21 protein-coding genes are annotated in these 23,675 nt (G+C 40.5%); 9 read left to right on the top strand and 12 right to left on the bottom strand.

Features of this window, described 5'->3' with window-relative positions; genetic code table 11:
* The first annotated feature begins 277 nt into the window (after positions 1-277).
* Positions 278-3,172: an RNA polymerase-associated protein RapA gene (gene rapA, locus CWC02_RS02505; RefSeq protein WP_138598870.1), complete on the top strand. Its 2,895-nt coding sequence runs from the start codon at positions 278-280 to the stop codon at positions 3,170-3,172.
* Positions 3,173-3,238: 66 nt separating this feature from the next.
* Here rapA and CWC02_RS02500 read toward each other — a convergent pair whose 3' ends face one another.
* On the bottom strand, positions 3,239-3,559 hold the full coding sequence (locus CWC02_RS02500) for a hypothetical protein (RefSeq protein WP_054552688.1): 321 nt from the start codon (positions 3,557-3,559) through the stop codon (positions 3,239-3,241).
* Between the two features lie 43 nt (positions 3,560-3,602).
* Between CWC02_RS02500 and CWC02_RS02495 the strand changes: the two genes are divergently transcribed.
* The 3 genes from CWC02_RS02495 (at position 3,603) to CWC02_RS02485 (ending at position 8,197) form a co-directional block, all read left to right on the top strand.
* On the top strand, positions 3,603-3,959 hold the full coding sequence (locus CWC02_RS02495; protein ID WP_138598869.1) for a DUF5522 domain-containing protein: 357 nt from the start codon (positions 3,603-3,605) through the stop codon (positions 3,957-3,959).
* Positions 3,960-4,139: 180 nt separating this feature from the next.
* Entirely contained in the window at positions 4,140-6,575 is a 2,436-nt protein-coding gene (locus CWC02_RS02490; RefSeq protein ID WP_138616250.1) for a TonB-dependent receptor, read from the top strand.
* Positions 6,576-6,658: 83 nt separating this feature from the next.
* Entirely contained in the window at positions 6,659-8,197 is a 1,539-nt protein-coding gene (locus CWC02_RS02485; protein WP_138616248.1) for a tetratricopeptide repeat-containing sulfotransferase family protein, read from the top strand.
* On the opposite strand, the gene CWC02_RS02480 is transcribed toward CWC02_RS02485, so the two are convergent.
* From CWC02_RS02480 to CWC02_RS02440, 9 genes are all read right to left on the bottom strand, one after another.
* Positions 8,172-9,011, bottom strand: coding sequence for a sulfurtransferase (locus CWC02_RS02480; RefSeq protein WP_138598866.1), 840 nt, complete (start codon positions 9,009-9,011; stop codon positions 8,172-8,174). The genes CWC02_RS02485 and CWC02_RS02480 overlap by 26 nt on opposite strands.
* Positions 9,011-10,174: a capsular polysaccharide export protein, LipB/KpsS family gene (locus CWC02_RS02475; RefSeq protein ID WP_138616246.1), complete on the bottom strand. Its 1,164-nt coding sequence runs from the start codon at positions 10,172-10,174 to the stop codon at positions 9,011-9,013. The genes CWC02_RS02480 and CWC02_RS02475 overlap by 1 nt, the downstream gene beginning before the upstream one ends.
* Before the next feature lie 51 nt (positions 10,175-10,225).
* Positions 10,226-10,633: an FAD synthase family protein gene (locus tag CWC02_RS02470; RefSeq protein ID WP_138616244.1), complete on the bottom strand. Its 408-nt coding sequence runs from the start codon at positions 10,631-10,633 to the stop codon at positions 10,226-10,228.
* Entirely contained in the window at positions 10,630-11,700 is a 1,071-nt protein-coding gene (locus tag CWC02_RS02465) for a CDP-glycerol glycerophosphotransferase family protein (protein ID WP_249364072.1), read from the bottom strand. Before CWC02_RS02465 ends, CWC02_RS02470 begins: the two co-directional genes overlap by 4 nt.
* 81 nt (positions 11,701-11,781) lie before the next feature.
* Complete coding sequence (locus tag CWC02_RS02460; protein ID WP_138616242.1) at positions 11,782-12,201, bottom strand: group I truncated hemoglobin; 420 nt, start codon at positions 12,199-12,201, stop codon at positions 11,782-11,784.
* Complete coding sequence (locus CWC02_RS02455) at positions 12,201-13,034, bottom strand: DUF3034 family protein (protein WP_138616240.1); 834 nt, start codon at positions 13,032-13,034, stop codon at positions 12,201-12,203. Before CWC02_RS02455 ends, CWC02_RS02460 begins: the two co-directional genes overlap by 1 nt.
* Entirely contained in the window at positions 13,021-15,336 is a 2,316-nt protein-coding gene (locus tag CWC02_RS02450; protein ID WP_138616237.1) for an EAL domain-containing protein, read from the bottom strand. Before CWC02_RS02450 ends, CWC02_RS02455 begins: the two co-directional genes overlap by 14 nt.
* A complete protein-coding gene (locus CWC02_RS02445; RefSeq protein ID WP_138616235.1) occupies positions 15,329-15,982 on the bottom strand; it encodes a methylamine utilization protein in 654 nt (217 codons plus the stop codon). The genes CWC02_RS02450 and CWC02_RS02445 overlap by 8 nt, the downstream gene beginning before the upstream one ends.
* A 352-nt stretch (positions 15,983-16,334) precedes the next feature.
* Positions 16,335-17,441, bottom strand: a complete 1,107-nt coding sequence (locus CWC02_RS02440; protein ID WP_138598860.1) for a phosphoribosylaminoimidazolesuccinocarboxamide synthase — start codon at positions 17,439-17,441, stop codon at positions 16,335-16,337.
* Positions 17,442-17,658: 217 nt separating this feature from the next.
* Here CWC02_RS02440 and CWC02_RS02435 point away from each other — a divergent pair, with 217 nt between their 5' ends.
* The 4 genes from CWC02_RS02435 to CWC02_RS02420 are packed head-to-tail and all read left to right on the top strand — an operon-like array spanning position 17,659 to position 21,235.
* Positions 17,659-18,732 (top strand): CDP-glycerol glycerophosphotransferase family protein, encoded by a 1,074-nt coding sequence (locus CWC02_RS02435; protein WP_249364071.1) that lies wholly within the window; start codon positions 17,659-17,661, stop codon positions 18,730-18,732.
* 16 nt (positions 18,733-18,748) lie between these two features.
* A complete protein-coding gene (locus tag CWC02_RS02430; RefSeq protein WP_138616233.1) occupies positions 18,749-19,447 on the top strand; it encodes an ABC transporter ATP-binding protein in 699 nt (232 codons plus the stop codon).
* Positions 19,434-20,738, top strand: a complete 1,305-nt coding sequence (locus tag CWC02_RS02425; RefSeq protein ID WP_138616231.1) for an ABC transporter permease — start codon at positions 19,434-19,436, stop codon at positions 20,736-20,738. The genes CWC02_RS02430 and CWC02_RS02425 overlap by 14 nt, the downstream gene beginning before the upstream one ends.
* A gap of 8 nt (positions 20,739-20,746) precedes the next feature.
* Complete coding sequence (locus CWC02_RS02420) at positions 20,747-21,235, top strand: DUF3299 domain-containing protein (protein ID WP_063701997.1); 489 nt, start codon at positions 20,747-20,749, stop codon at positions 21,233-21,235.
* A gap of 33 nt (positions 21,236-21,268) precedes the next feature.
* Here CWC02_RS02420 and mutM read toward each other — a convergent pair whose 3' ends face one another.
* Together mutM and CWC02_RS02410 are read right to left on the bottom strand one after the other, a co-directional pair.
* Complete coding sequence (mutM, locus tag CWC02_RS02415; protein ID WP_138616229.1) at positions 21,269-22,078, bottom strand: bifunctional DNA-formamidopyrimidine glycosylase/DNA-(apurinic or apyrimidinic site) lyase; 810 nt, start codon at positions 22,076-22,078, stop codon at positions 21,269-21,271.
* An 11-nt stretch (positions 22,079-22,089) separates the two neighbouring features.
* Positions 22,090-22,581, bottom strand: a complete 492-nt coding sequence (locus CWC02_RS02410; protein ID WP_054552702.1) for a hypothetical protein — start codon at positions 22,579-22,581, stop codon at positions 22,090-22,092.
* 151 nt (positions 22,582-22,732) lie between these two features.
* On the opposite strand from CWC02_RS02410, the gene CWC02_RS02405 reads away from it, so the two are divergent.
* Complete coding sequence (locus tag CWC02_RS02405) at positions 22,733-23,659, top strand: manganese-dependent inorganic pyrophosphatase (protein ID WP_054552703.1); 927 nt, start codon at positions 22,733-22,735, stop codon at positions 23,657-23,659.
* Positions 23,660-23,675 lie beyond the last annotated feature (16 nt).

The raw sequence follows: 23,675 nt of genomic DNA, 5'->3' as shown, positions 1-23,675 counted from the left end.
ATTTTTATGCTATACCCAATAAACTAAACAAGCGGCGGATGAAGCTATAGTTTATTCGTCAGGTATATACTCAGTTTAGTCTATTTACGACAAAAGTCCTTTTTATGACAAACAAATATACAATTATTTAACTGGTTAAAATAAATACAATTTTTACCATTGATAATGGCTTAAAATGGTTGACTAAATTTAATTGTGTGCGGCGAGTTTACTGCCTTGAAGTAGCATGGCGTTACAGGTAACATAGCCGCCTTTTTTCTTCATAGACGAGACATACATGAATTTTTCCTTAGGTCAGCGTTGGATCAGTGATACTGAGTCAGATTTAGGATTAGGCACCGTTGTTGCCCTTGAAGGCCGTCAGGTCAGCATTTTATTTCCAGCCAGTGGAGAAAACAGAGTTTATTCTTTAACAGAAGCGCCTGTTACTCGTGTCGCATTTAATCCAGGTGATATTATTCGCAGCGTTGAAGAGTGGGAATTAGAAGTTGAGTCTGTTGAAGAGCAAGGCGAGTTACTATGCTATCACGGCATTCGCGTTGATAATGGTGAAAAAGCGCAGTTAAAAGAAACCTTTTTAGATCACTTTATCAAATTCAATAAACCACAAGACCGTTTATTTGCAGGTCAAGTGGACCGCTTTGACCGCTATACCCTGCGCTACCAAACTTGGCAGCACCAGTTTGAGCGCCAACAATCTCCTTTAAAAGGTTTAATTGGCCAGCGTGCAAACCTTATTCCGCATCAGCTTTATATTGCACAAGAAGTGGGTAAACGTTTTGCACCACGCGTATTACTTTCTGATGAAGTGGGTTTAGGTAAAACCATTGAAGCGGGTATGATTTTACATCAACAAATCATCAGTGGCCGTGCTAGCCGCGTATTGATTGTTGTGCCTGAAAACTTACAGCATCAGTGGTTAGTAGAAATGCTACGCCGCTTTAACTTACGTTTTTCAATCTTTGATGAAGAACGTTGTGATGAAGCATTTGCAGACTCTCCAAACGTATTCGAAACAGAACAGTTAGTACTTACTAGCCTTGAATTCTTAAGCAAGAAAAAACGTTGGTTTGAGCAAGCAACTCTGGCTGATTGGGATTTATTAGTGGTTGATGAAGCGCACCATTTAAGTATCAATAATGGTAAGCCAAGCACTGAATACCAACGCATGGCAGAGTTAAGCCAAGATATTCCAGGTCTTATCTTATTAACAGCGACGCCAGATCAACTTGGTCACCGCAGTCACTTTGCCCGCTTGCAATTACTCGACCCTGATCGTTTCTACGACTACGATGCGTTTGTTGAAGAAGAAAGCAACTACAAAGAGGTTGCTGAAGCTGCAAATCAATTACTGGGTGAAAAAGGTCTTGATGATGCATCTCGTGCAACATTAAAAGAGCTATTAAAAGAAACCGACATCACTGACCTTTTAACGAAAGCTGAGCAAGGTGATGAAACGGCGCGCAACGAAATTTTATCAATGCTGCTGGACCGCCATGGTACGGGTCGTATTTTATTTAGAAATAGCCGCAGCGGTATTGATGGTTACCCAAGCCGTAAGCTTCATGCATACCCTATGGCAATGCCTAAACAATATAAAACGGCGATGTCGGTACTGGGTAACATGGGCGGCATTCAAAATGCTGAACTAACGGCACTTCGCGCTCTATTCCCTGAAAAGATCTTCCAAGAGTTTGAAGGTGAAAATGCTAGCTGGGGCGCATTTGACCCACGTGTTGATTGGTTAATCGAAACCTTAAAAACCCTTAAACACGAAAAAGTATTGCTTATCTGTGCTAAAGCCGAAACCGCACTTAGCCTAGAACAGATTTTACGCGAGCGTGAAGCAATTAAAGCCTCAGTTTTCCATGAAGGTATGTCGATTGTTGAACGTGACCGTGCTGCGGCTTACTTTGCCGACGAGTACGACAGCGCACAAATTCTACTTTGCTCTGAAATTGGTTCTGAAGGTCGTAACTTCCAATTCTCGCATCACTTAGTACTGTTTGATTTACCACTTAATCCAGACTTACTCGAGCAACGCATTGGTCGTCTTGACCGTATTGGTCAAACTCAAGACGTAAACATTCATGTGCCGTATTTTGAAAACACCGCACAAGAAGTGTTACTTCGTTGGTACAACGAGGGCCTAGATGCGTTTGAAACAACATCGACAACAGGGCAAATGCTGTATAAAGAGTATGGCGAAGAATTGCTTGAGTTTATTGGTGCACACAATTGCGACGAAGAAGAGCTAGACCCACTGCTAGAACAAGTGGCGGGTCAAAATGCTAAGCTTCGTAAGCAAATGGAAAGTGGTCGTGACCGCTTACTAGAGCTGCATTCAAGTGGCCAAGGCCGAGCAGAAAGCCTTGTTGCTGATATCGAAGAATTAGACGACCAATTCACGCTACCAAGCTATATGATCAATGTGTTCGACACCTTTGGTGTAAGCCAAGAAGATAAAGGTGAAAATACCATTATCTTAAAACCAACTGAGCACATGCTAAACCCATCCTTCCCATGTTTGAAAGATGATGGCATCACAGTAACGTTTGATCGCAGCACCTCGCTTTCGCAAGAAGACGCCCATTTCATCAGCTGGGACCACCCAATGGTGCAAGGCAGCTTAGACATGATTTGTGATGATGACTTTGGTACTGCCTCTGTGGCGTTACTGAAAAACAAAAAGCTACCTGCTGGTACCTTCTTTGTTGAGCTCATTTTCATTGCTGAAGCCATGGCGCCTAAAGCACTTCAAGTTGGCCGCTTCTTGCCACCAACGCCTATTCGTATCTTATTAGATAAGGGCAGTAACAATCTGGCTGATAATGTTGCTTTTGATGCTTTCAATCAGCAGTTGTCTGCGGTTGGTCGCCAAACTGCAAGTAAATTAGCCAGCGCGCTACAAAGTGCCATTCACCCAATGATCACCAGCGCACAAGGCATGGCACAAACCAAGCTAGAAGCACTGCGTGCTGAATCACTAGAGAAAATGCAAACTGCCCTTGGTGAAGAACAAGCTCGTTTAACGGCACTTAAGCAGATCAACCCGAATATTCGTGATGAAGAGCTTAGCTTTTTTGATAAGCAACGTAGTGAACTCACTACTTACATCGAAAAAGCCCAAGTTAAACTGGATGCAATTCGTTTAATTGTCGTTTCTCACTAACCCATTGGCTAATGAGCGAAAGCTTTAAGGTTTGCTTAAAGCTTTCGACTCTCAATCTCGTTCATACTAGTGAATTATTCTTAACAACTTCTCTAGCGTACTTTTATTTAACTCACCCATTTGCTCGTTATTACTTAGTGCATAAATAGCCCCTTCAACGGCGCTTTCGTCGATGTCTTGCCTAGACTCTAATACGTTTGCCCAAAGTTCTAATTCATCGATATCGATTTCGCCGTCGATAACACGCTGTAAAACCTGACAGAAAACGTCTTGCGTTAGAATATACACATCACCTTGCGTGTCTGGAGTACTGGTAATTACTGAAATTGCCTCAAATCGGTTATCACCAAAACGAGCAAACTCATCTAATGCGTCTAATTTATCCATTTGCTATGCTTACCTTTTCAATTTCAAAGCATCTTTTTACTTAATGACAACCCTTACTTGCTCACAATGCAAAGCAACCCTTCACTGCCAAGCCGACAATATTAATGCCTGTTGGTGTAGTGAGCTGCCCAATATTTTACCACTCGATGAGGCAGCAACAGAATGTTTATGCCGAGACTGTACTATAAAAAAGATCAATTCATTTTTATCTAAACTTTACCAACAGCCTCTTGAACAGCAGCTTGCCTTTGCTAAGCCTTATTTTACTCAAGGTAACTTAATAGAAAATCTCGATTACACCATGCAAAACAACTACATGGTATTTAGCCGCTGGTTCTTTTTAAAACGTGGCCACTGCTGTAGTAATGGCTGTACTCATTGCCCTTATTCCGACAGCTAACCTCTTAAAGAGTATTTATTCAATTATTTTGCATTTAATTGCAAATAACACATGGACGACAAGAATAAAAATACATTATAATTGGATATAAATTCACTAAATCATCAATTTTTAAGCTTAAATCACTAGTAAAGTCTATTTTTTAAGCATAAATATACTGTAACTAAGTCGGAATCAATCATGAACACCTTTAAGCCTGCTCTACTTGCAAGTGCAATTTCTGCAGTTTTAATCAATAACAATATGGCGTTTGCTGCAGAAGATGCTATCGAAGTTGATAAATCAATTGAAACTATTCAAATTACTGCAACACGACGTGCAGGCTCTGTGCAAGATGCACCGCTTAATATCACAGCGCTCAATGGCGATGTAATTAGCGACCAAAACATTGGCGATCTAGAAGATGTCGCACGCTGGGTACCTGGCTTAACAATTTCTGATCAAGGTGGCCGTGAAGGTTCTCCGATTATCGTTCGTGGTTTGAATACAAATACCTCTGACCGTATTTCTGATAGCGGCACAGTGGCAACCTATGTTGGTGAAATTCCACTGAGCATCGACTTACGTTTAACTGATGTTGACCGTGTTGAAGTGTTAATTGGCCCACAAGGTACACTGTATGGTGCAGGTACTTTAGGTGGTGCAATTCGTTACTTACTAAAGCAACCTGAGCTTGATATCACCGAAGGTAAGGTTACAGGCGATATATTTAGCATTAACGAAAGTGACGGCACAGGTGGTGAGTTTGGTGTGGTATTCAACACCCCGCTAATTGAAGAAAAATTAGCGCTTCGTGCTAGCTTAAATTATTACGATAACCCTGGTTACATTGACTACACGCACGTGGTTCAAGAACCGGGTGTATCAAACCCAAATCCTGACTTTTCAGACAGCAGCGATGTAAATGCCAACTTAAAAAGCGTAAGCGATGTTAACGATGAGCAAATCACCACTGCACGTTTATCACTTCGTTGGCTTGCAACCGAAGATGTTGATGCAACGCTAAACTACTTCTATCAAAAGCAAGAAAATGGCGGTAACTCGACATCGCAATACGACTCTCTTGCTGATAGTAGTGCGCTACAAGGGATTCCTGGAAAATACGAAAACGTAGCTCGTGTTCTTGAGCCTGGTGAAGAAGAAAACGATCTATTAAGTTTAGAAGTGAAAGCAGATCTTGGTTTTGCTGAGCTGGTATCTGCATCTGGTTGGTCTAGCTATGAGCAGTCTGGTCAACGCGATCAAACCGATCTACTTTACGATATTTGGTCAGGTTATGCCGACTTCCCTGCATTTGTTGGCTACACGCACGACACCTCAGATCGCGATACCTTCACGCAAGAACTTCGTTTAGTGTCAAATAGCAATAGCGCTTTTAACTGGATTATAGGAGGCTTCTACAACAAAGTAGAAAGTCACTCAGATGACCGTGAGTACACGCCGGGTCTGACTGAGTACTGGGGTGGTGGTATTCCTAATGTTGAACAAGATCTTGAGTACATTCTAATTTCAGATAGTGAAACCACTGAAAAAGCACTTTTTGGTGAAATCGGCTACAGCATTACAGATCAGTTTGATGTAACTTTAGGTGCTCGTTTTTACGAATACGATGTATCAACAACGTCAGGCTCTGCAACACCGCTTTATTCTGGTGATTTTGATTCACTAGATAACCTTGTTATGGAAAATGTGAGCGCTAGTGATAACGGTAACTTATTTAAATTTAATGCTAACTATACATTCGATAATGGTGTACTTGCTTACTTTACAGTGAGTGAAGGCTTCCGTATTGGTGGTGGTAACGGTATTGCTCCTTGCCCTGATGTACTACCTGAGCAACAAATTGTTTGTGCCCTGCCAAACGAAGAAGATTACAAACCAGATACAACAGTCAACTACGAGCTAGGCTTTAAGTCATCATGGTTACGTAACCGCCTACATTTCAATGCGGCTCTATTTAATGTTGATTGGAAAGATGCGCAAGTGGGTAGTAGCACTGTAAATGGTCAAGAATTAATTACCTCGAACGCGGGCACTGCAAATTCAAAAGGTGTTGAGCTTTCTACTCGCGCTATGATTGGTGATAACTGGGCTGCATATGCGACATACGCGTATGCAAAGGCTGAATTGACAGAAGATGCACCTGAGTTATTAGGGATTCTAGTTGATGAAGAGGTAATAGAGTACCAAAGCTACTATGATGGCGCTAAGGGCAACCGTTTACCGGGCGCTCCTGAGCATCAATTCTCGTTTGGTCTTCGTTACGAGCAAGATATCCTAGGCGATAAGTTATTAAGCGTAAACTACGGTATCACAGCGCAAAGCGATGTGATCACCAAAGTAGGTTTAAAAGCAGACGGCGAAGTATTACCTGGTTATGCACTAAGTAACTTATCTGCAAAAATTACCGGTGATATGTGGTCTGCAACGCTTTACGTAGACAACTTATTCGATAAGTACGCATTCACTTCTGTACGTCGTGATAAGTCTTGGGCAGGTATGTCACAATATGCTGAGCTTAACAAAGAGCTACCTGAGCTACAGCGTGTTTATGGTCACTACACCACCGCGCCTCGTACTATCGGTATGAAGTTTAGCTACAACTTTGAGCTGTAATTAAACATCACCATAAAAGCCTTGCCGCCTTTAGGCAGGGCTTTTTAATACCTGAAAATAATTAATTGATATACTATGCGCTTATGCTAAATGATACCCAACAAGCGCTTCGCGCTCATATCCAACAGTTGTTAAACAACAAGCAACTAAACGATGCACATCACCTACTTGTGCAGCGCCTAAAACAAAATCCTGAAGACCACGTTTGTTACTTTTTACTCAGCGAAGTCAACACCGCAGCTGGCGATATCAACAAAGCGATTAAGCTGCTTGAAAAAGCGCTAAGCCTAGCCCCTTTTGCGATTTATCATTTAGCACTTGCCAAGTTATATGTACTGTTAGGCAAAGTAAGTAATGCAGCTGTGCACTATCAAAGTGCTAAACAAGCAGCTGACTTTAGTGCCACTGACTTTGATACATTAGCCAATATCGCGACCCGTTTAGGGTATTATAACGACGCCCTTAGCTTTCAAAAAGCAGCCTACCAACGCAATAAAGATAACCCACAAATTAGCTATAATTTGGCAGTGTGTTATAAAATTCACGGACTGTTCGATGAGGCTAAAAGCTTGCTGCTGCAACTAACCAAAAAGCAACCTCGCTTTTATCAAGCCCACTATTCACAGGCTGAACTCAATACTGCTATAGATGCAGAGCAACATATCCAAAAACTACAAGCCTTGGCGGATAAAGAAAAAAGCATTGTTGAACAACAAGTGTATTTTCATAGTCTTGCTCTTAATTATGAGCACCTTAATGACTACAAAAATGCATTTAAATACTTTGCACTAAGTAAGCAAGCCATAGCCGGTAAACTTAATTATCAAGCCACACAGCATCGCCACTTTTGTCAAAAACTTATTACTCAGAGCAAACAGCAAGCAATTAAAAGTAGTGACTCTGAGTTCTCACCCGTTTTTGTTGTTGGCATGCCCCGCTCTGGTACAACCTTAGTTGAGAAAATCCTTAATCAAAGTTCAAAACTGCAAGGAGTTGGGGAATTAAACGATATTGCGCAACTCATACAGCACGCCACGCAATCAACTCGTGTAATTGACAGCGAAATGCTCGATAAGGCATATCAATCTGAGGCGATAAAGACAGCACTGGCTAGCTATCAACAGAGAGCCGAGCTACTAAGTGGCGGCCTAAGAAGTTGTGATAAACAGCCATTTAACTTTTACTATATTGATTTTATTTTAGCGGCTTTTCCTAATGCTAAAATCGTTTGTATGCAGCGGGGCTGGCAAGATTGCAGCATCGCCAATTTTAGGCAGATGTATAACCCGCAAAGTGTGTTTCATCACTACAGTTTTACACTTGAAGATATTGCCTCGTTCCATCAAGATTACTCGGCATTAGTCAGTCATTTTGCCAACAAGTATCCTGAGAACGTTTTTTTGCAAAGCTATGAGCAATTGGTGGCAGAACCTACCCCACAAACTCAAAAGCTCTATGCGTTTTGTGATTTAAGCTGGCAGGAAAACTGCCTGACTTTTTATAAAAACAATGCAGCATCAGCCACGGCGAGTAAAAAGCAAATTCGCCAGCCACTGAATAAAAACAGTATCGGCAGCTGGCAAAATTACGCTGAGTTTATTGATGCGGGCCTATTTCAATAGGTAGCTCGTGACGAGCGCCCCACTCACTCCATGAGCCATCGTAAACACGTAAGTTAGCGTAACCACATTCATCGGCACACAATGCAATTGCGCAAGCGGTTACACCTGAACCACAGCTAAACTGCAACTGGGTGTGATGCGGCGCTATGTGTTGTTCAAATAATGCTTGCAACTCGCTAAGCGGTTTAAGCTCACCGTTATTTAGCACTGTTGCTAGAGATAAACTGCGACTATTTGGAATATGACCACTGCGCATACCTTCGCGCGGCTCAGCGTGTTCACCGGTGAATCGCTCATAAGGACGAGCATCGAGTGTTAGTGTGCTTTGTTCATCAAGTGAGTTAAGTACTTGCTCAGCACTGATAAAGTAATCAACACGTGGGCTAGCAACAAAGTTGCCTTGACCAGAAGCAGCTGAATAACGTGCTTGTGTTGCAAAGCCTAGTGCCTGCCACTTAGCCAAACCACCGCTTAACACTTTTACGTTATCAAAGCCCATGGCTTTAAACATCCACCACGCACGGGCAGAACTGAACAAGCCTTGGTCTTCATAAATCACAACCAGAGAGTCTTGGTTAACACCAGCTAGTTGCATATGCTCTGTGAACTGCTCACTACTGCACATCATACTTGGTACAGGATTACTGTTATCTGCCAGCGTCTTTTTGAAATCAAAACGCTGTGCATTTGGGAGCATCGCCTTAGGCGCATACTCACCCGGTAAACCAGGGCGTACCATTCCTGCATCAAAAATAACCAAATTATCGTGACTTAAGTACTCGTTAAGCCATTCTGGCGAGACGATGTTCTTCATTAGCTTTCCTTTTGCGATAGCTGTGCAAATGTATCTTGCTGAGTTAAACGCTTTTCGACCGCTTCAACATGCTCCGTTGTACATTCTTTCCAAACACCGGGCAAGCAATATACATGCTTTAAGTAGGTAAAAAACTTATCTCTCAGAATACTATTAGGCTGCCAGCCATTCTGCAGTTTTTCTAAGCACTCAACCAAAGTAGCTTGTTCACTTGCGTGTAGTACAAGCTCATCAATGTTGTAACAAGCAAGCCCTAAGGTAATTACTTTTTTATCAAGTAATAAAGATTCTAAGCCAACGGTCGAGTTAATGGTGATCACAGCCTCAGCATTATCAATAAGTTCTCGAGTACAATTTCCGTTGGCAAAAACGGCAATATCATCTTTGTCGTACAAATGTTCATAGTGCTTATGCCATGAAGGGTGCTCTTTAAAAACAACTTTAAGTTCTGGATCATTTAACTTTTTTACGGCTGAAACAACAGCATCGTAATACTCTTCCATGGACTTAAGCCAAGGAGAATAACAAGCTATTTGGGTGTCATGTGGAACTTGAAATGGCACAAATAAGTATTTTTTGGGTAACTCAATTGCGTCAAACTTACAGCGCTTCTTATGAGCCGCTCTTGGAATTAAATCAGGCGCAGAAAATGGCAACTTCCTTTGCGGATCAAAGTTTAAATAAAATTGACTATCTCGCGGTACAGAAGCTGCAAAGTTTATACCTTGAGGATCTAAGCTTGTTGTTCCGGGCAATAACCCATTTTCATAGAAATAGGTGGTCACTCCTAATGCCTTAGCAGCCATACAAACAGTAACATTAGGTAATTTATTACCATTCCAAATAACTAACGCTTGTGGGGATTCTGACTTCAATAAATCATAATACTTGGCAAACCGGCATCGCTCTACTAAATACATCAAAGCAGAGTAACTTTTGATTATCAGTGGGTTCTTCCATAGCTTGTTTCGAGCTTGTTTTCGTAAGAGTTGTTCCGCAATTATTTTATTAAAATCAACTTTTTTCGCCTGACTCAAGTATCTTAAAGCAGTAAATCTAGGCAAGCCCATGCAATGCACTTTACTCTTTAAAGGCAGCTTCCTAGTGAGTTTTTTGTAATAGCGGGCGTGCACATTATTGCGAGAGATAAATAAAAAAGCCATTTACACATCTTATTTTTGATTGAACGTTAGCGCATATAGCAATTTTATTAATTATAAATGACAGTTGGAAGGTTGCCTTACAATTTCTATTATTTCTGTTGTAGAGATAGAGGGAGTTCGCTCTAGATAAGTTACATCACAAAGTTGGTTAAATTGATCAAATTGACCAGCCCAATCATCCCCCATAACTAGCAAGTGAGCTTGATGATCTTTGATATACTCACCATTTAATTCTAGAGAATGCTCTACAAATACCTCATCGACACACTTCAATGAACTAATAATTTTCAGCCTATCAGCTTCACTATATACGGGCTTTCGACCTTTCTTAGAGAAGTTTAGTTCATCAGAAGATACACCAACAATCAAATAATCTCCTAACGCTTTAGCTCGTTCTAATATATTGATGTGTCCCACATGAAAAATATCGAACGTGCCAAATGTAATTACCCTCTTCATTGATGCTCCTCTAAATAAGATACAATTCTCTTAGCAGAGTGACCATCGGTAATACCTGCCAGCTTATAAACAATTTCTTTTCTTTTTTCTTTAAATTCAGCTGATTCATTAAAACTTGAACTTAATAAATACTTTAAATCTTTATAACTTCCTGCACGAGCACATAACTCATTAAAGTACTTGATATCTTCATCAAGCCGAGCTTTTAGCCTGTAAGAAAAAATACCTCTGTAAGACCAGCGCAGCTTATAGAAATCACACCATATTACAGGCTTTTCTAATGCTGCAAACTCAAATATGGCTGACGATGCATCAGAAATCATTATATCAGCAAGTTCTAAAAAAGGAGTAAGGTCAAAATCGTACTCATTCGCAAGGTAAACATTCTTAGCGTTGGCCCACTTATCGAGTTTTAGACGTTGTTTTTTATATTTTTTCTTAAACAAACTAAAGAAATGAGGCTTAACGATAATATTAAATTCATCAAAATGCTCAGGGAAATCATCGCTAAAACATTCTAAAGAACTTGGATAAAAAGTAGGCGCATACAGCAAGGTTTTCTTTGTTGGATCTAGGCCTAGGTTTTTGAGGTTAATAGTACCAAGAGTCTGATTAATAATAGGGTCTAATTTTGCGTAGCCACTATCAATAAAGTTACCTTCGGGATAGAGCATTTTTAAACGTTGTAGTCGGTGTTCACCTTCAACAAACCGCACTGTCATCTTGTTGTTTGATACGTCGTAATAGCATTGCTTTGGGCCGATTCCATGCTGCATCAGTACAGTCTTTTTATTTAAATTCTCAGCACCTACGAACGTATTTCCAAATACAACCCAATCTGCATCTGAGTTCTGATAAAAGTCAAAGGTTTCACTCGCACTCGTTAACCATTTTGCAACTATTGCACTTTTATCTATAAAGTCACAGCATACAGCACGACTACACTCATCTTGTTCTTTATAGAAAACCATCGAAACTTTGTGGCCTTTTTCTTTTAACTCCTTTAAAACAGGCAGGTATTGTGGAATATAATATAGATGTTGAACATCAAAATATAACTGCATCATTTACAACTTAATAACTTAAATCAATAGCCATTGTACATAAATTACATTTTTGTTTCAGCCCACAATTGAAGTTTGTACAAGCTAAATATCAATTATCTCAGGGCGAAGGGGTGCTAAGCGACTAAGAATTTTATTTTGTACCGTTTGCGGGATCTGTTGTTCGTCCATAGCGTTAATCAAAAGCTCTACAACACGGTTAAAGTCTTTTTTGGAGATATTCATTCCAGTGTGTATATCAACCATGTTATCGCCTTTGTATTCACAAGGACCGTCGGTGACACTACACAAATGAGTGATAAAGCCTTGGCGAAAATGCGCAACATTGCTTTGTTTAAAATAAGCTAAAATCCGTTCGTCATGGCCTATTTGATTGATAAAACTTTCAACCAATTTTTCAACCCCTTGTTTACCATTAAGTTGCTGGTATAAGGTACCATTATTGCTACTTACACAACCCACAAGCATAACGGTAAATACAAATGTAAAAAGTGTTTTTATCATCACCAATACCCTGTTACTGATAAGTACCAACCAGTTTGGTCTTCAGCACCAGCAATACTTCCTAAGTCTAACCAAGCAGCGGTGATGCTAACATACTTATTAGGAAACCAAGCCACAAATACATCCTGCCAATCTTGCTCTCCTAAACCAAGGTTATTGGACTTTACCCGATACTCAACGCCCAAAGCTATTTCATGGGTTAAAAACACCGCTGTAGATGCTTCAAACAGCAATTTTTTATCACTATCAGGACCGCCAAAACCTAACAAACCTAGCTGATTAGCATCGCTATAACGAAAGGTGGTGTTCCAAAACCAATTATACCCAGCAAGCGCCCCTAAATGTAATTTACTAGCAGCAAGGTAAATATCGGTACCGCTGGTATCTTTTGCACCTAATAAACTAGCAATACTGCCATCATCTAAAGACTTATGCTGCACACCTAAACTTAATTGCGGCCATTTACTATAAACAATGTCACCATATAAGCGTACTTTTGCCCCGGTAATTGATTGCTCAATATCGGTATTTAATGTGGGAACTTCGAAACGTTGCTCCGCATAACTAAATTCAACGCGATCATAAACATTTAGCTGCGCACCACAAACATCTAAGCGGTAATCACTCACATTTGCACGACTGCAAAAGCCATTCAAAGCGATTTCATCATCACTTGCATAGCCTGCGAGCTGAGCCCATGGAACAATCCCACCACCCGCACTGCCTTCAACCTGAGAGACTCCGGGCGTTGCTAATAATTTACCTGAAGCTGCAAACCCTGAACTTGTAAAAACAATGAAAGTTAGTCCAAATAGCCAATTAAGATGCTTCATTATAGACCTCTAGCCATTGCAAAAACTGCTCTGATTTTAGTGGCCTACTCAAGTAATACCCTTGCGCATAATCGCACTTCATTAGTTTCAAAAAGTCTAAAGAAGCTTTATTTTCAACACCTTCCGCAACGACAGAGAAACCTAGCTGATGACCTAAGTTTACTGTTGACTCAACAATATACTGATCTTGTTTAGATTGCTCCAATTGAAGAATAAAGCATTTATCTAACTTAAGTTCATCGATAGGTAGTGATTTCAAGCGACCCAATGAAGTTTGCCCAACACCATAATCATCTAGCGATATTTTTACCCCAAGTGATTTTAGGTTTTCTAATGCTTTAATACCTTGTTCTTCATTTTCTATCATATCGCGTTCTGTCAGCTCTATTGTAATAAGCTGCCCATTAACATCATTCTCTTTTAATTGTTTTGCCAAATGAGAGAAAAAGCTTGGGAAGGCAATATCTTGAGCCGAAACATTGATAGCGGCTTGCATAATAATGCCTTGTTCTTGCCACCTTGCGACTTGAGTGACAACTGTTTTAACTACCCAAGCAGTCAAATCAACAATAACACCTGACTGCTCAGCTAAATCAATGAATAGCTCCGGTGATACCCACTGCCCATCCTTTCTTTGCCAACGGATCAGCGCTTCCACTTTATCGATCTTAGAGGTGTTTAAATTTAGCTTTGGTTGATAAGTCATAAACAATTGGCCATCGTCTGCTTGTAATGCATGTTTTAATTCATCAATAATTGCCAACCGTTCCAGATACTCTTCATCTTCGCCGTTTTGATAATAATGAACATTCTTCTTTTTTGACGAAGCTGTATCAATTGCGATTAAAACTCGGCGCATTAGATCATCGGGCTTAACTCCCTCAAAGGTACAATGAACTACACCAGCGCTAAATCGCAAGGTAATATTCAAGCCTTGAATAGTGTAACCGACTTGTAGCTGAGCCATTAAATCCATGACTCCACTTTTTAATTGCTCTGCTTTTCCACTTGGAAATAAGGTTAAAAACTCATCTCCACCTATGCGTGCATTAACTCCACCAAGCGGCTCAGAATACTCACTAATACGTTCAGCAACTTCTCTTAAACAATCATCTCCAATACGAGGGCCAAGTTTGTCATTGATATGCCGCAAACCTCTTATATCAATAGCAACTAAAGTGTATTCAGTGCCTTGCCCTAATAGCGATTCCATAATTTCCAACATGGCACTGCGTGTTAAAAACCCTGTTAACGTATCATGACTTGCTTGAAAGTTGATTTGTCGTTCACGTTCTTTAATGTCATTACCCATATTATTGAATGCATCAACTAACGTCGTAATTTCAGTACTTTGCTTTTTTCCTATAAATTCAGCTTTGTAGTTACCCCGCGCGAATTGCTGAGCAAGTAAAGTAAGTTTAGAAAGCGGTGTGGTAAGGTTTTTAGCCAAAATCCCACTAGCTAAAACACCAATCACAACTGTGATAGCTGCTAATGAAATAATAGTAAAAAAGAGCTGCTCAAATTCAAGATAACTTCGAGTTAAATCGGCACTTAGTAGCACTGATACTTTATGCCCAGAAACCGAAGGTAGCTCAACAAGGCGATTACGATAAACTGGCTTTTCCCCAAAAATTCGCTGTGTAGATTTATTTTCAAAATGCCTAAGTACTGCATTATCTTCTGGCTTATCAACAAGAGAGGTTTCAACGACATCATCATCCTCTCCGATAAAACTTACATCCATAGTTGTAAGTTTTTTTAACTCTTCGGCAACTAGATCTGTGATTTCAAAACCAACCAAACTATATGCAACTGTTCTCGGTGCGCGAACTGGCAATATAATAACTTGATAAAGAGTCTGCTCGATAACAATGAAATTTGACTGCTCAGGGTTATCTAATAACTGCTTCATTAATGCCGTAAACTCATTTGGCATGTGAGCGAAATCCGTATTAGCAGAAACGAGCTCCCCAGATAAGTTTATGAGCATCATTAAATCAGCATTAATCCGCCTACTATGATTATTTAAGACACTGCTGATAGTATCGGCGTCTTGAGTTGCGACAGCTTGTTTAAAACCGAAATCTGCTGTTAACACTTTTGCAGCAGTTAGAAGAAGGCTCTCTTTCGCACTTAAATACTGGTTAAAAACATTCTCAGCAACATTAATATCTTCTAGAAGCTTTTGGTCATTAAAACGATTCGCAGACCACCAAGAACTAACTAGGCTGACTAAGCTTGTTAACAGAACAAGACCAACACATAAGGCAATAACTCGCCCTCTTAAACTATTAATCATTAGTACCCTTAAACATTTCTCCAAATGTATTTCGTGGTTTCGGCTCTATTGTAGTAATGACAATATCTGCAACCTGCGAAGAATCAGCAAATGTAATTGTTTTTTTCTGATCGATATCACTCTGTTGGTTTGGTTGCCATACCGTAAAGCTAACAGGAAATGTACTCACATTTAATTGAACCTTCCCATCTACGCTCGTTTTTAGCACTTCTGAACTATCTGCAACATAAATGTATCCGACCATTGAATCATGGATATTGCAACCTAGAACAACAATCCCAGGTGATTCAAATTTTTCGGGTTTTTCAGGCCGACCAGAGTAAAGTTTGATGTCAAATTGCTTTACAGTCGAGAATGAGTACACATGATGGCGAATATTATCACTATTTGGGAAGTCAACTAATTGCCCGTTTTGAATAACAAGTACTTTAGGGGTAAAGTGCTTATCAATCTGGTCCATGACGGCAACTGATAAGTTATCTTGGTGATTTAACTGCTGATCCTTAAACTCAATAACAGCATCTTTTAATGGCTCTCCAAATTGATCGCGTACAACAAAGGAAAAGTCCGCTGAAAGTACATTCATTGAGCCTAATAACAAAGCAACGTAACATACCCGGCTAAAAAAATTCGCAAACATCAACATAATTAATTAGTTCCGCTCTTAGTTCACAATTCAGTATAGATTAATCTATTGTTAAGTTATACCTAATCATTTCATTGATAGAGACCGGTTATAGGCAAGAAAGTATTGACGAAAAACTTAAAACTTAGTGAATTAGTTACAGTAATAACTTTGCTTAGTATTACTTTCGTTATCAATTAATCTGTAATGTCAGAAAGGTGGAGACTATTGGGATCATGTTTATCCCGTTTAATTACCTTATACATCATTCAGAAATGAGTACAGAAGGTAATAAAAAGCCAAGCAATGTTATTTGTGACAGCTTGGCTTTAAAAATAGCATTTTAGCTATGAATAAAATTAGTAAATGCCTATTAATCGTGCTTAATTAAGCCGTAATCACTATCTAAAATTGCGATTACTTCATTTCTTGGATCACTAGGAATAGTGATTTCTTGACCAATAATTTTACTCGCAATGCCAACGTAGGTATCAGACACTTCAAGCATCACTGATTCTGGCAAGGTGTAGTCTTTAGCAAGCTGCTCACGCTCGCCCATACGGTCTTTATTTAATAACACGTCGCTGTCTGGCACGTTATTAATTAATAACTGGCGGAAACCCTCTTTTGAGTTTTCAATGATTTTACCGTCACGGTAAGCTGGACCATCCCAGATACGTGATGAGTCTGGTGTGCCTACTTCATCGATATAGATAAGCTTATCTGAACCATCAATGTCTTCAACATAACCAAATTCAAATTTAGTATCGACAAAGATTTGATCAAGCTGTGCAAGTTCATCACTGATCAGCTTAAAGCCTTCAACAAGTAATTGCTCATATTTAGCGACATCATCTTCAGATTTGAAGTTAAAAACAGCTAAGTTATTCGTAATATTTTCACGGGTAATATTTACATCATCTACTTCGGGGATCTCAGCAACACCGGTAATAATGCCTTTCGTTGATGGCGTAATTAACACTTCATCTAACTTTTGGTTCGCAGCTAAGCCTTCTGGTAAATCAATACCACAGAAACTACGTGTACCTTTCGCGTAGTCACGCCACATACTGCCAGTAATATATTGGCGCGCAATGGCTTCAACTTTTACTGTACTTGCTTTACGCACAATCCATACATATGGATGTGGAATATCAACAATATGGTTACCAGCAAGACCTGCTTTATCAAATAACTTAAACCAATGAGATGCCACAGAGTTTAGCGCGATGCCTTTACCAGGCACACCATTTAAACCGTTTTCACCTTGCCAAATACAATCAAACGCAGAAATACGGTCAGAAATAACCATAATAGCTAGCTCAGTTCCTTTTGGAACTTGATAACCTTTTTCATTAATTAAACGAGCGCTGTCTTCATCAGTTAACCAATAAACTGAACGCACTTTACCACTGTGTACCGCACCTTTGGTACGGATCGGTAAATCATCGTTTACGTCTAAAACTTTATAGCTAGTCATGCTATCTCCGATAGTATTTGGCATGCTCATGTGAGCACATGTATGGGATTGGGGTTATGGCCGCCTATAATAATCTAGACGCCTTGAAAGCTCAATCATTGCACTATCATCAGCAGCCTGCGGACGTGATAAAAAACATAAAAATTTAAACTTCCAGTAATTTTGCTGTCATAAACATTATTTCGCTATAATAGCGACCTCGCAACAGGAGGTTTTCTTGGATTACTTAGCAGCTACCGCAAACAAAAAATACTTAATGTTTATTTCGCAGAACTATTCGTACGCGATCTTACGCCCATTACAACGGGAGATTTTAGCCCGAGGTGGCGAAGTTCGCTGGTTTTTGTACGGCGATGAAGTAAATCCAAACTTCCTTCACCAAGATGAGATTCGATTATTATCAGTAGATGAGCTAAAAGACTGGCGTCCAGATATCGTGTATGTACCAGGGAATGTGGTGCCGGATTTCATCCCTGGTAAAAAAGTGGCTGTTTTCCATGGTTTCAATTCAGGAAAGCGCATGAATAAAGGTGTTGATAATCACTTTAATATTCGAGGGTGCTTCGACTTATATTGCACTCAAGGTCCAACAACCACGACTACTTTTTTAGAGCTTGCCCAGCAACATGGATTCTTTAAAGTAAAAGAAACGGGCTGGCCGACGCTCGATCCTTACTTTAGTGAGATTGAAAACAATCCATACAAAAATCATGATGACAACAGAAAAACCTTATTGATTTGCTCGACTTTCTCAAAGCGCCTTTCTCTTGCACCTAAATTATACGAACAAATAAAAGCATACAGTGAACAAGGCAAGTGGCGAATTTTGGTGCAATTTCACCCAAAAATGCCAAGCGAGATTGTTGAACAATACAAGGCTCTACAAAACGACAATCTAACCTTTGTAGAGACTGATAACGTATTACCACTATTACAAGCAGCGGATGTTATGCTGTGTGATACCTCGTCTATTTTGCTCATGTTTATCTTACAAAGAAAACCTGTGGTGACTTTTTGTAATCATGGTGCTGGTGAGCATTTAGTTGATATTACAGATGCAGATAAAGTTGCCGAGGCAATTGACTATGCATTGAGTAAGCCTACGGAATTAATGGCAAAAATCGAACACTTCTGCCAGCAACTGCATCCTTACCAAGACGGCTTATCGAGTCAACGTGTACTTGCTGCTAGCAATGAATTACTATTTAGCAATCCTGCTCTTAAGCCAAAACCACGTAATTTTATTCGTAATTTTAAAATGCGCAAAGAGTTAAATTACTGGCGATGGTAACAATTTATAGGTCGTTATGATCACGCTTGAAAATGTGCTTTTTAAATGGCACGCAAAACAACCTGAGCCGACGATCAATATTACTAAGCTAGATATTGATCAAGGCGAACATGTTTTTCTTCACGGTCCGAGTGGTTGTGGTAAATCAACGTTATTATCCCTGCTTGCTGGTGTCACAGTGCCAACACAGGGCAATATCCAGCTGCTTGGTAAAGCGATTAACCAACTGAGTAATAGTAGACGTGACCGTTTTCGTGCCGACCATATTGGCTATATTTTTCAAAACTTTAATTTACTGCCCTATTTATCGCCCATTGAAAACGTGACTTTGGGTTGCCAATTTTCAAAGCAAAGGCAAAAAAACGCATTAAAAAATAGTGCAACAATAGCCGCTGAGGCAAGCCGCCTACTCACTGCTTTAGGGTTAAACGACGCCTTGCAACATCAAGCCGTTGCACAGCTGAGTATAGGTCAGCAACAAAGAGTTGCCGCAGCGCGAGCTTTTATCGGTAGCCCTGAAATTATCATTGCAGATGAACCTACCTCAGCACTCGACACGCAAAATCGCCAAGCCTTCGTAAAATTATTATTTGAACAGGCAAACGCAGCAAATAGCACGCTAATTTTTGTTAGCCATGATGAAACATTACAAACGCTATTTACCCGCAGTATCAGCCTTGTTGAGTTACAAGGAGGCACAGATGCTACTCATTAAACTCGCCACAAAAAGTTTATTAAACCGTAAGGCCAGTGCCCTACTCACTTTGTTTACAATAGCCATAAGCGTGATGCTACTCATGTCGATTGAACGGGTTCGGGTCGATGCTAAAAGTAGCTTTAGCAATACAATTTCTGGCACTGATTTAATTGTTGGTGCGCGTACCGGTGATATCCAATTGCTGCTGTCTTCGGTATTTCGCATTGGTCATGCAAACAATGGTGTGAGTTGGAAAAGCTACCAATTCATCTCTGAGCAGCGAGGTGTAAAATGGGCTATCCCTATGTCGCTTGGCGACAGCCATAAAGGCTTGGCTGTACTTGGTACAAATAAAGACTATTTTGAGCACTATCGCTTTGCTAAAAAGCAGCCCTTAAGCTTTTTAAAAGGTCATGAGTTTAATCATTTATTTGAGGTTGTACTAGGTGCTGAGGTTGCCAATACCCTTGGCTATCAACTTGGTGATGAAGTGGTGATTGCACACGGCATGGGCAATACCAGCTTTCATAACCATGACGATAACCCATTTAAAGTGGTCGGTATTTTAAAACCAACGGGGACACCTGTTGATAAAACCCTGCATATTCCACTTGCAGCAATAGACGCGATTCATGGCAGTCATGCTCATCAGCATGAAGCCGCTCAGGCTGATGCAAATGACCACGACCATGACCACGACCACGACCACGACCACGACCACGACCAGCATGATGATGTTGATTTAGTTGGCACACCAAAGCAAATAACCGCTTTTTTACTTGGTTTTGATTCACCACTTTATACCTTACAAGTGCGTCGTAATATCAACCAATACAAAGATGAGGCACTGCTAGCCATCATGCCGGGGGTTACCTTGCGTGAACTCTGGGAAATGCTCTCTATTGTTGAAAAAATCTTGCTGTTATTTTCTATCGTCGTGGTGCTGATCAGTTTACTTGGCATGTTAACGAGCCTGCTTTCAAGCCTCAATCAACGCCGTAGAGAGCTTGCTATTTTGCGCTCTGTTGGCGCAAGGCCATGGCATATTTTCACCTTGATCAGTGTCGAATCGTTACTTATCACAGGGCTTGGCTGCATTGTTGGCACCGCGCTGTTCTATGCTTTAATGCTACTCGGCGCAGATTACTTGCAAAGCCATGCCGGAATAAGCCTAAATATTGCTTTATTGTCATCCTATGAACTCATGCTCTTAGCTGCGATAATGGTCGCAGGCTTTATTGTTGGGTTAATTCCTGCAACCCGTGCGTATTTCTACTCTCTTGCTGATGGCATGAGTATTAAAATTTAAGGAATGTTATGCCGTTTTTTCGAAAATTCGTCGCTTTAGTCGCATTAGTTGTGTGTGCTAGCGCTAATGCTGGCGCACCTAAAGAAATCTTCTGGGAAGATTTAATTCCAAAAGGTCATGTGCAAATCGACACCCAAGCACAAGCAAACCATGAAGGATCTGAGCAAAACTGGGTGCAACCAGACCTTGATGCACCTGTGGTAAAAGAGCTTAATGGTCAATCTGTGAGTATTCCCGGCTTTGTTGTACCACTTGAAGGCGATAGCGAGGTGATCACCGAGTTTTTATTGGTCCCTTATTTTGGTGCTTGTATTCACGTACCACCACCGCCGCCAAATCAAATTGTGCATGTCACGATTAAAGACGGCGTACCAATCGAAAGCCTCTACGATGCGATTGTCGTGACAGGCGTTATCAGCACCGAAACCTGGTCTGGTGAAATTGCCCAAGTCGGCTATAAAATGAAAGCCGTTGGTGTAGCGCCATTTGAGTTATAATAAAAAGCACGCTGAAGCGTGCTTTTTTAATGCTTATTTTTGACAATTAGAACAATACACAGTGCTTCTTTGTCCTAACCTAATTTCTTTTAATGGCTCTTTACAATTGACACATGGCTCACCTTTGCGACCATAAACCAGTAATTGCTGGGCAAAATAACCGGGCTTACCATCACTTTGAGCAAAATCTTTTAATGTTGTGCCGCCTTGCGTGATAGCCGCAGCAAGTGTTTCTTTAATAATAGGCACTAATTGCTGAAAACGCTTTAAAGACACTTTGCCGGCTTCTCGTTTCGGGTGAATTCCGGCCTTAAACAACGATTCATTGGCATAGATATTACCTACGCCAACCACCACAGCGTTATCCATAATAAACTGCTTGATTGGTACTTTTTTATTTCTAGACTGTTCGTAGACTCGCTTAGCAGTAAACTCATCAGTTAGCGGCTCAGGCCCGAGTTTGGTTAGCAAGGTATGACATTCGCCTGGCGCTTGCCACAAACAAGCACCAAAGCGACGCGCATCGTTGAGCCTTAATGCTTTACCTGAGGCTAAAATAAATTCGATATGGTCGTGCTTTTTCAGTGGCTCATCAGCACTCACCACCCGTAAGTTGCCCGACATTCCTAAGTGCAAAATAACACTACCCAGCTCACAACCGAGTAATAAATATTTTGCTCTACGCTCCACTGAAGTAACTTTAAGCCCTTGTAGTTGATATACATCATCAGGCACAGGCCAACGCATACTGGCGTTATGAATATTTACTTTAGTCACTGTTTGGTTAAGCACATGCGGCGTTATTCCCAAACGGCTAACTTCAACTTCTGGTAATTCAGGCATCTGTGACTCTCTTAAAACGGGTATAACGGAAATAACTTAGCAGCATCAGCTTGTTCAAGCTCAAATACTCGTTGTAACCGCTTATCTAATAAATAGTATTGCTGATCTATGTTGTACAACTGATACACCGCTGGCAACTGCTCCCCAGCTAGCCACACGGAGGCAACATAATCAGCCGATGTCTGTGAAATTTTACTAACAGGGAGACTGGCAATAGTCAGTTTTTGATGTTGCCAAAGTTCAACGAGTTGTTCGAGCTGCTGCTCATCGCCTTGCCATGTGGTTTCTTGCAGTGATTGGCTACGCCAAGAGGTGCCGATACGCTCGATTTTTAATTCTGGAAATGCCATTGCTAAAATGAAACTTTGCTCTGGGAGTAATGCTTGTACTCCTTCTTCAACGGGCTGTGTATTGAGCTTTTTATGTAGGCCATTGAAGAAAAAAATCATCAATAGCATCGAAATAATCACCACATTATTCCATGCTTTTCGGCTCAAGCGCATCAGTATCTTCCTCAGTTTTCAATATCTTAAAGTGTAACCAAAAAGGACATTAATTGGCAGTTGTAATTGATCAACAAAATTTCATGTCTGTTATGTATCAATCTGTCGATACTTTGCTAAAATATCCGCCAAATTTAAAGGAGTTCCGTCAATGTCAATGTATGTAGTGGGTCATAAGATCCCTGATTCAGATTCAATTTGCGGTGCAATTGCGCTTGCTTACTTAAAAAACCAGATCAATGAACCTGCGATCCCGACGCGTTTAGGTGAAGTATCACCTGAAACACAATTTATCCTAGATAAATTCGGTTTCGAAGCACCTGAGCTAAAACTTAGCTACGCAGGCGAAGACGTTTATATCGTTGACCACACAGAAAAAACACAAGCACCTGATGACATCGATGAAGCACGCGTTGTAGGTGTTGTTGATCACCACAAACTAGGCGACTTAACATCATCAACACCACTTGAGTGTTGGATCCGCCCTGTGGGTTGTTCAAACACTATCATCAAAATGATGTATGACTTCTACAACGTAGAGATTCCAAAAGATATCGCAGGCATCATGTTATGCGCTATCTTAAGCGACACTGTAATCTTTAAATCACCAACGTGTACAACAGCTGATATCAAATGTGTTGAAGCACTTGCTGAAATCGCTGGCATCGAAGATTTCAAAGAACTTGGCATGGAAATGTTCAAGGTTAAATCAGCAGTTGAAGGCACGCCTGCACGTGATTTAGTAATGCGTGATTTCAAAGACTTCAACATGAACGGTAAGCTAGTAGGTATTGGCCAGCTAGAAGTTATCGACCTTGCTGTATTTGATGAGATCAAAGCAGATCTTGAAGCTGACATCGCAAAGCTTAAAGAAGAAGGCGGTCGCCACTCAGTATTACTCCTGTTAACTGATATCATGAAAGAAGGCTCTGAAATGCTAATTGCGTCTGATGACGTATCAGTAATCGAAGCTGCCTATGATGTTAAATCAGAAGACGGTCGCGTATGGTTAGATGGCGTATTAAGCCGTAAGAAGCAAGTAGTACCACCACTACAAGACGCTTTTGCAAAAATCTAATCAGAACTGTTAGATA

This window comes from Pseudoalteromonas sp. S2721, assembly GCF_005887425.1.
In the GTDB taxonomy this organism is placed as follows: Bacteria; Pseudomonadota; Gammaproteobacteria; order Enterobacterales; family Alteromonadaceae; genus Pseudoalteromonas; species Pseudoalteromonas simplex.
The sequence above is the reverse complement of the archived record's forward strand: the minus strand, read 5'-3'. Positions and strand labels throughout refer to the sequence as shown.

What these genes read in the sequence shown, in the direction of transcription:
- CWC02_RS02465 (WP_249364072.1), bottom strand. Translation starts at nt 11,700, where the DNA reads ATGATGCAGTTATATTTTGATGTTCAACATCTATATTATATTCCACAA.
- CWC02_RS02460 (WP_138616242.1), bottom strand. Translation starts at nt 12,201, where the DNA reads ATGATAAAAACACTTTTTACATTTGTATTTACCGTTATGCTTGTGGGT.
- CWC02_RS02445 (WP_138616235.1), bottom strand. Translation starts at nt 15,982, where the DNA reads ATGTTGATGTTTGCGAATTTTTTTAGCCGGGTATGTTACGTTGCTTTG.
- CWC02_RS02480 (WP_138598866.1), bottom strand. Translation starts at nt 9,011, where the DNA reads ATGAAGAACATCGTCTCGCCAGAATGGCTTAACGAGTACTTAAGTCAC.
- CWC02_RS02475 (WP_138616246.1), bottom strand. Translation starts at nt 10,174, where the DNA reads ATGGCTTTTTTATTTATCTCTCGCAATAATGTGCACGCCCGCTATTAC.
- CWC02_RS02450 (WP_138616237.1), bottom strand. Translation starts at nt 15,336, where the DNA reads ATGATTAATAGTTTAAGAGGGCGAGTTATTGCCTTATGTGTTGGTCTT.
- CWC02_RS02495 (WP_138598869.1), top strand. Translation starts at nt 3,603, where the DNA reads ATGACAACCCTTACTTGCTCACAATGCAAAGCAACCCTTCACTGCCAA.
- CWC02_RS02425 (WP_138616231.1), top strand. Translation starts at nt 19,434, where the DNA reads ATGCTACTCATTAAACTCGCCACAAAAAGTTTATTAAACCGTAAGGCC.
- CWC02_RS02500 (WP_054552688.1), bottom strand. Translation starts at nt 3,559, where the DNA reads ATGGATAAATTAGACGCATTAGATGAGTTTGCTCGTTTTGGTGATAAC.
- CWC02_RS02440 (WP_138598860.1), bottom strand. Translation starts at nt 17,441, where the DNA reads ATGACTAGCTATAAAGTTTTAGACGTAAACGATGATTTACCGATCCGT.
- CWC02_RS02485 (WP_138616248.1), top strand. Translation starts at nt 6,659, where the DNA reads ATGCTAAATGATACCCAACAAGCGCTTCGCGCTCATATCCAACAGTTG.
- CWC02_RS02405 (WP_054552703.1), top strand. Translation starts at nt 22,733, where the DNA reads ATGTCAATGTATGTAGTGGGTCATAAGATCCCTGATTCAGATTCAATT.
- CWC02_RS02420 (WP_063701997.1), top strand. Translation starts at nt 20,747, where the DNA reads ATGCCGTTTTTTCGAAAATTCGTCGCTTTAGTCGCATTAGTTGTGTGT.
- CWC02_RS02410 (WP_054552702.1), bottom strand. Translation starts at nt 22,581, where the DNA reads ATGCGCTTGAGCCGAAAAGCATGGAATAATGTGGTGATTATTTCGATG.
- rapA (WP_138598870.1), top strand. Translation starts at nt 278, where the DNA reads ATGAATTTTTCCTTAGGTCAGCGTTGGATCAGTGATACTGAGTCAGAT.
- CWC02_RS02430 (WP_138616233.1), top strand. Translation starts at nt 18,749, where the DNA reads ATGATCACGCTTGAAAATGTGCTTTTTAAATGGCACGCAAAACAACCT.
- CWC02_RS02470 (WP_138616244.1), bottom strand. Translation starts at nt 10,633, where the DNA reads ATGAAGAGGGTAATTACATTTGGCACGTTCGATATTTTTCATGTGGGA.
- CWC02_RS02455 (WP_138616240.1), bottom strand. Translation starts at nt 13,034, where the DNA reads ATGAAGCATCTTAATTGGCTATTTGGACTAACTTTCATTGTTTTTACA.
- mutM (WP_138616229.1), bottom strand. Translation starts at nt 22,078, where the DNA reads ATGCCTGAATTACCAGAAGTTGAAGTTAGCCGTTTGGGAATAACGCCG.
- CWC02_RS02490 (WP_138616250.1), top strand. Translation starts at nt 4,140, where the DNA reads ATGAACACCTTTAAGCCTGCTCTACTTGCAAGTGCAATTTCTGCAGTT.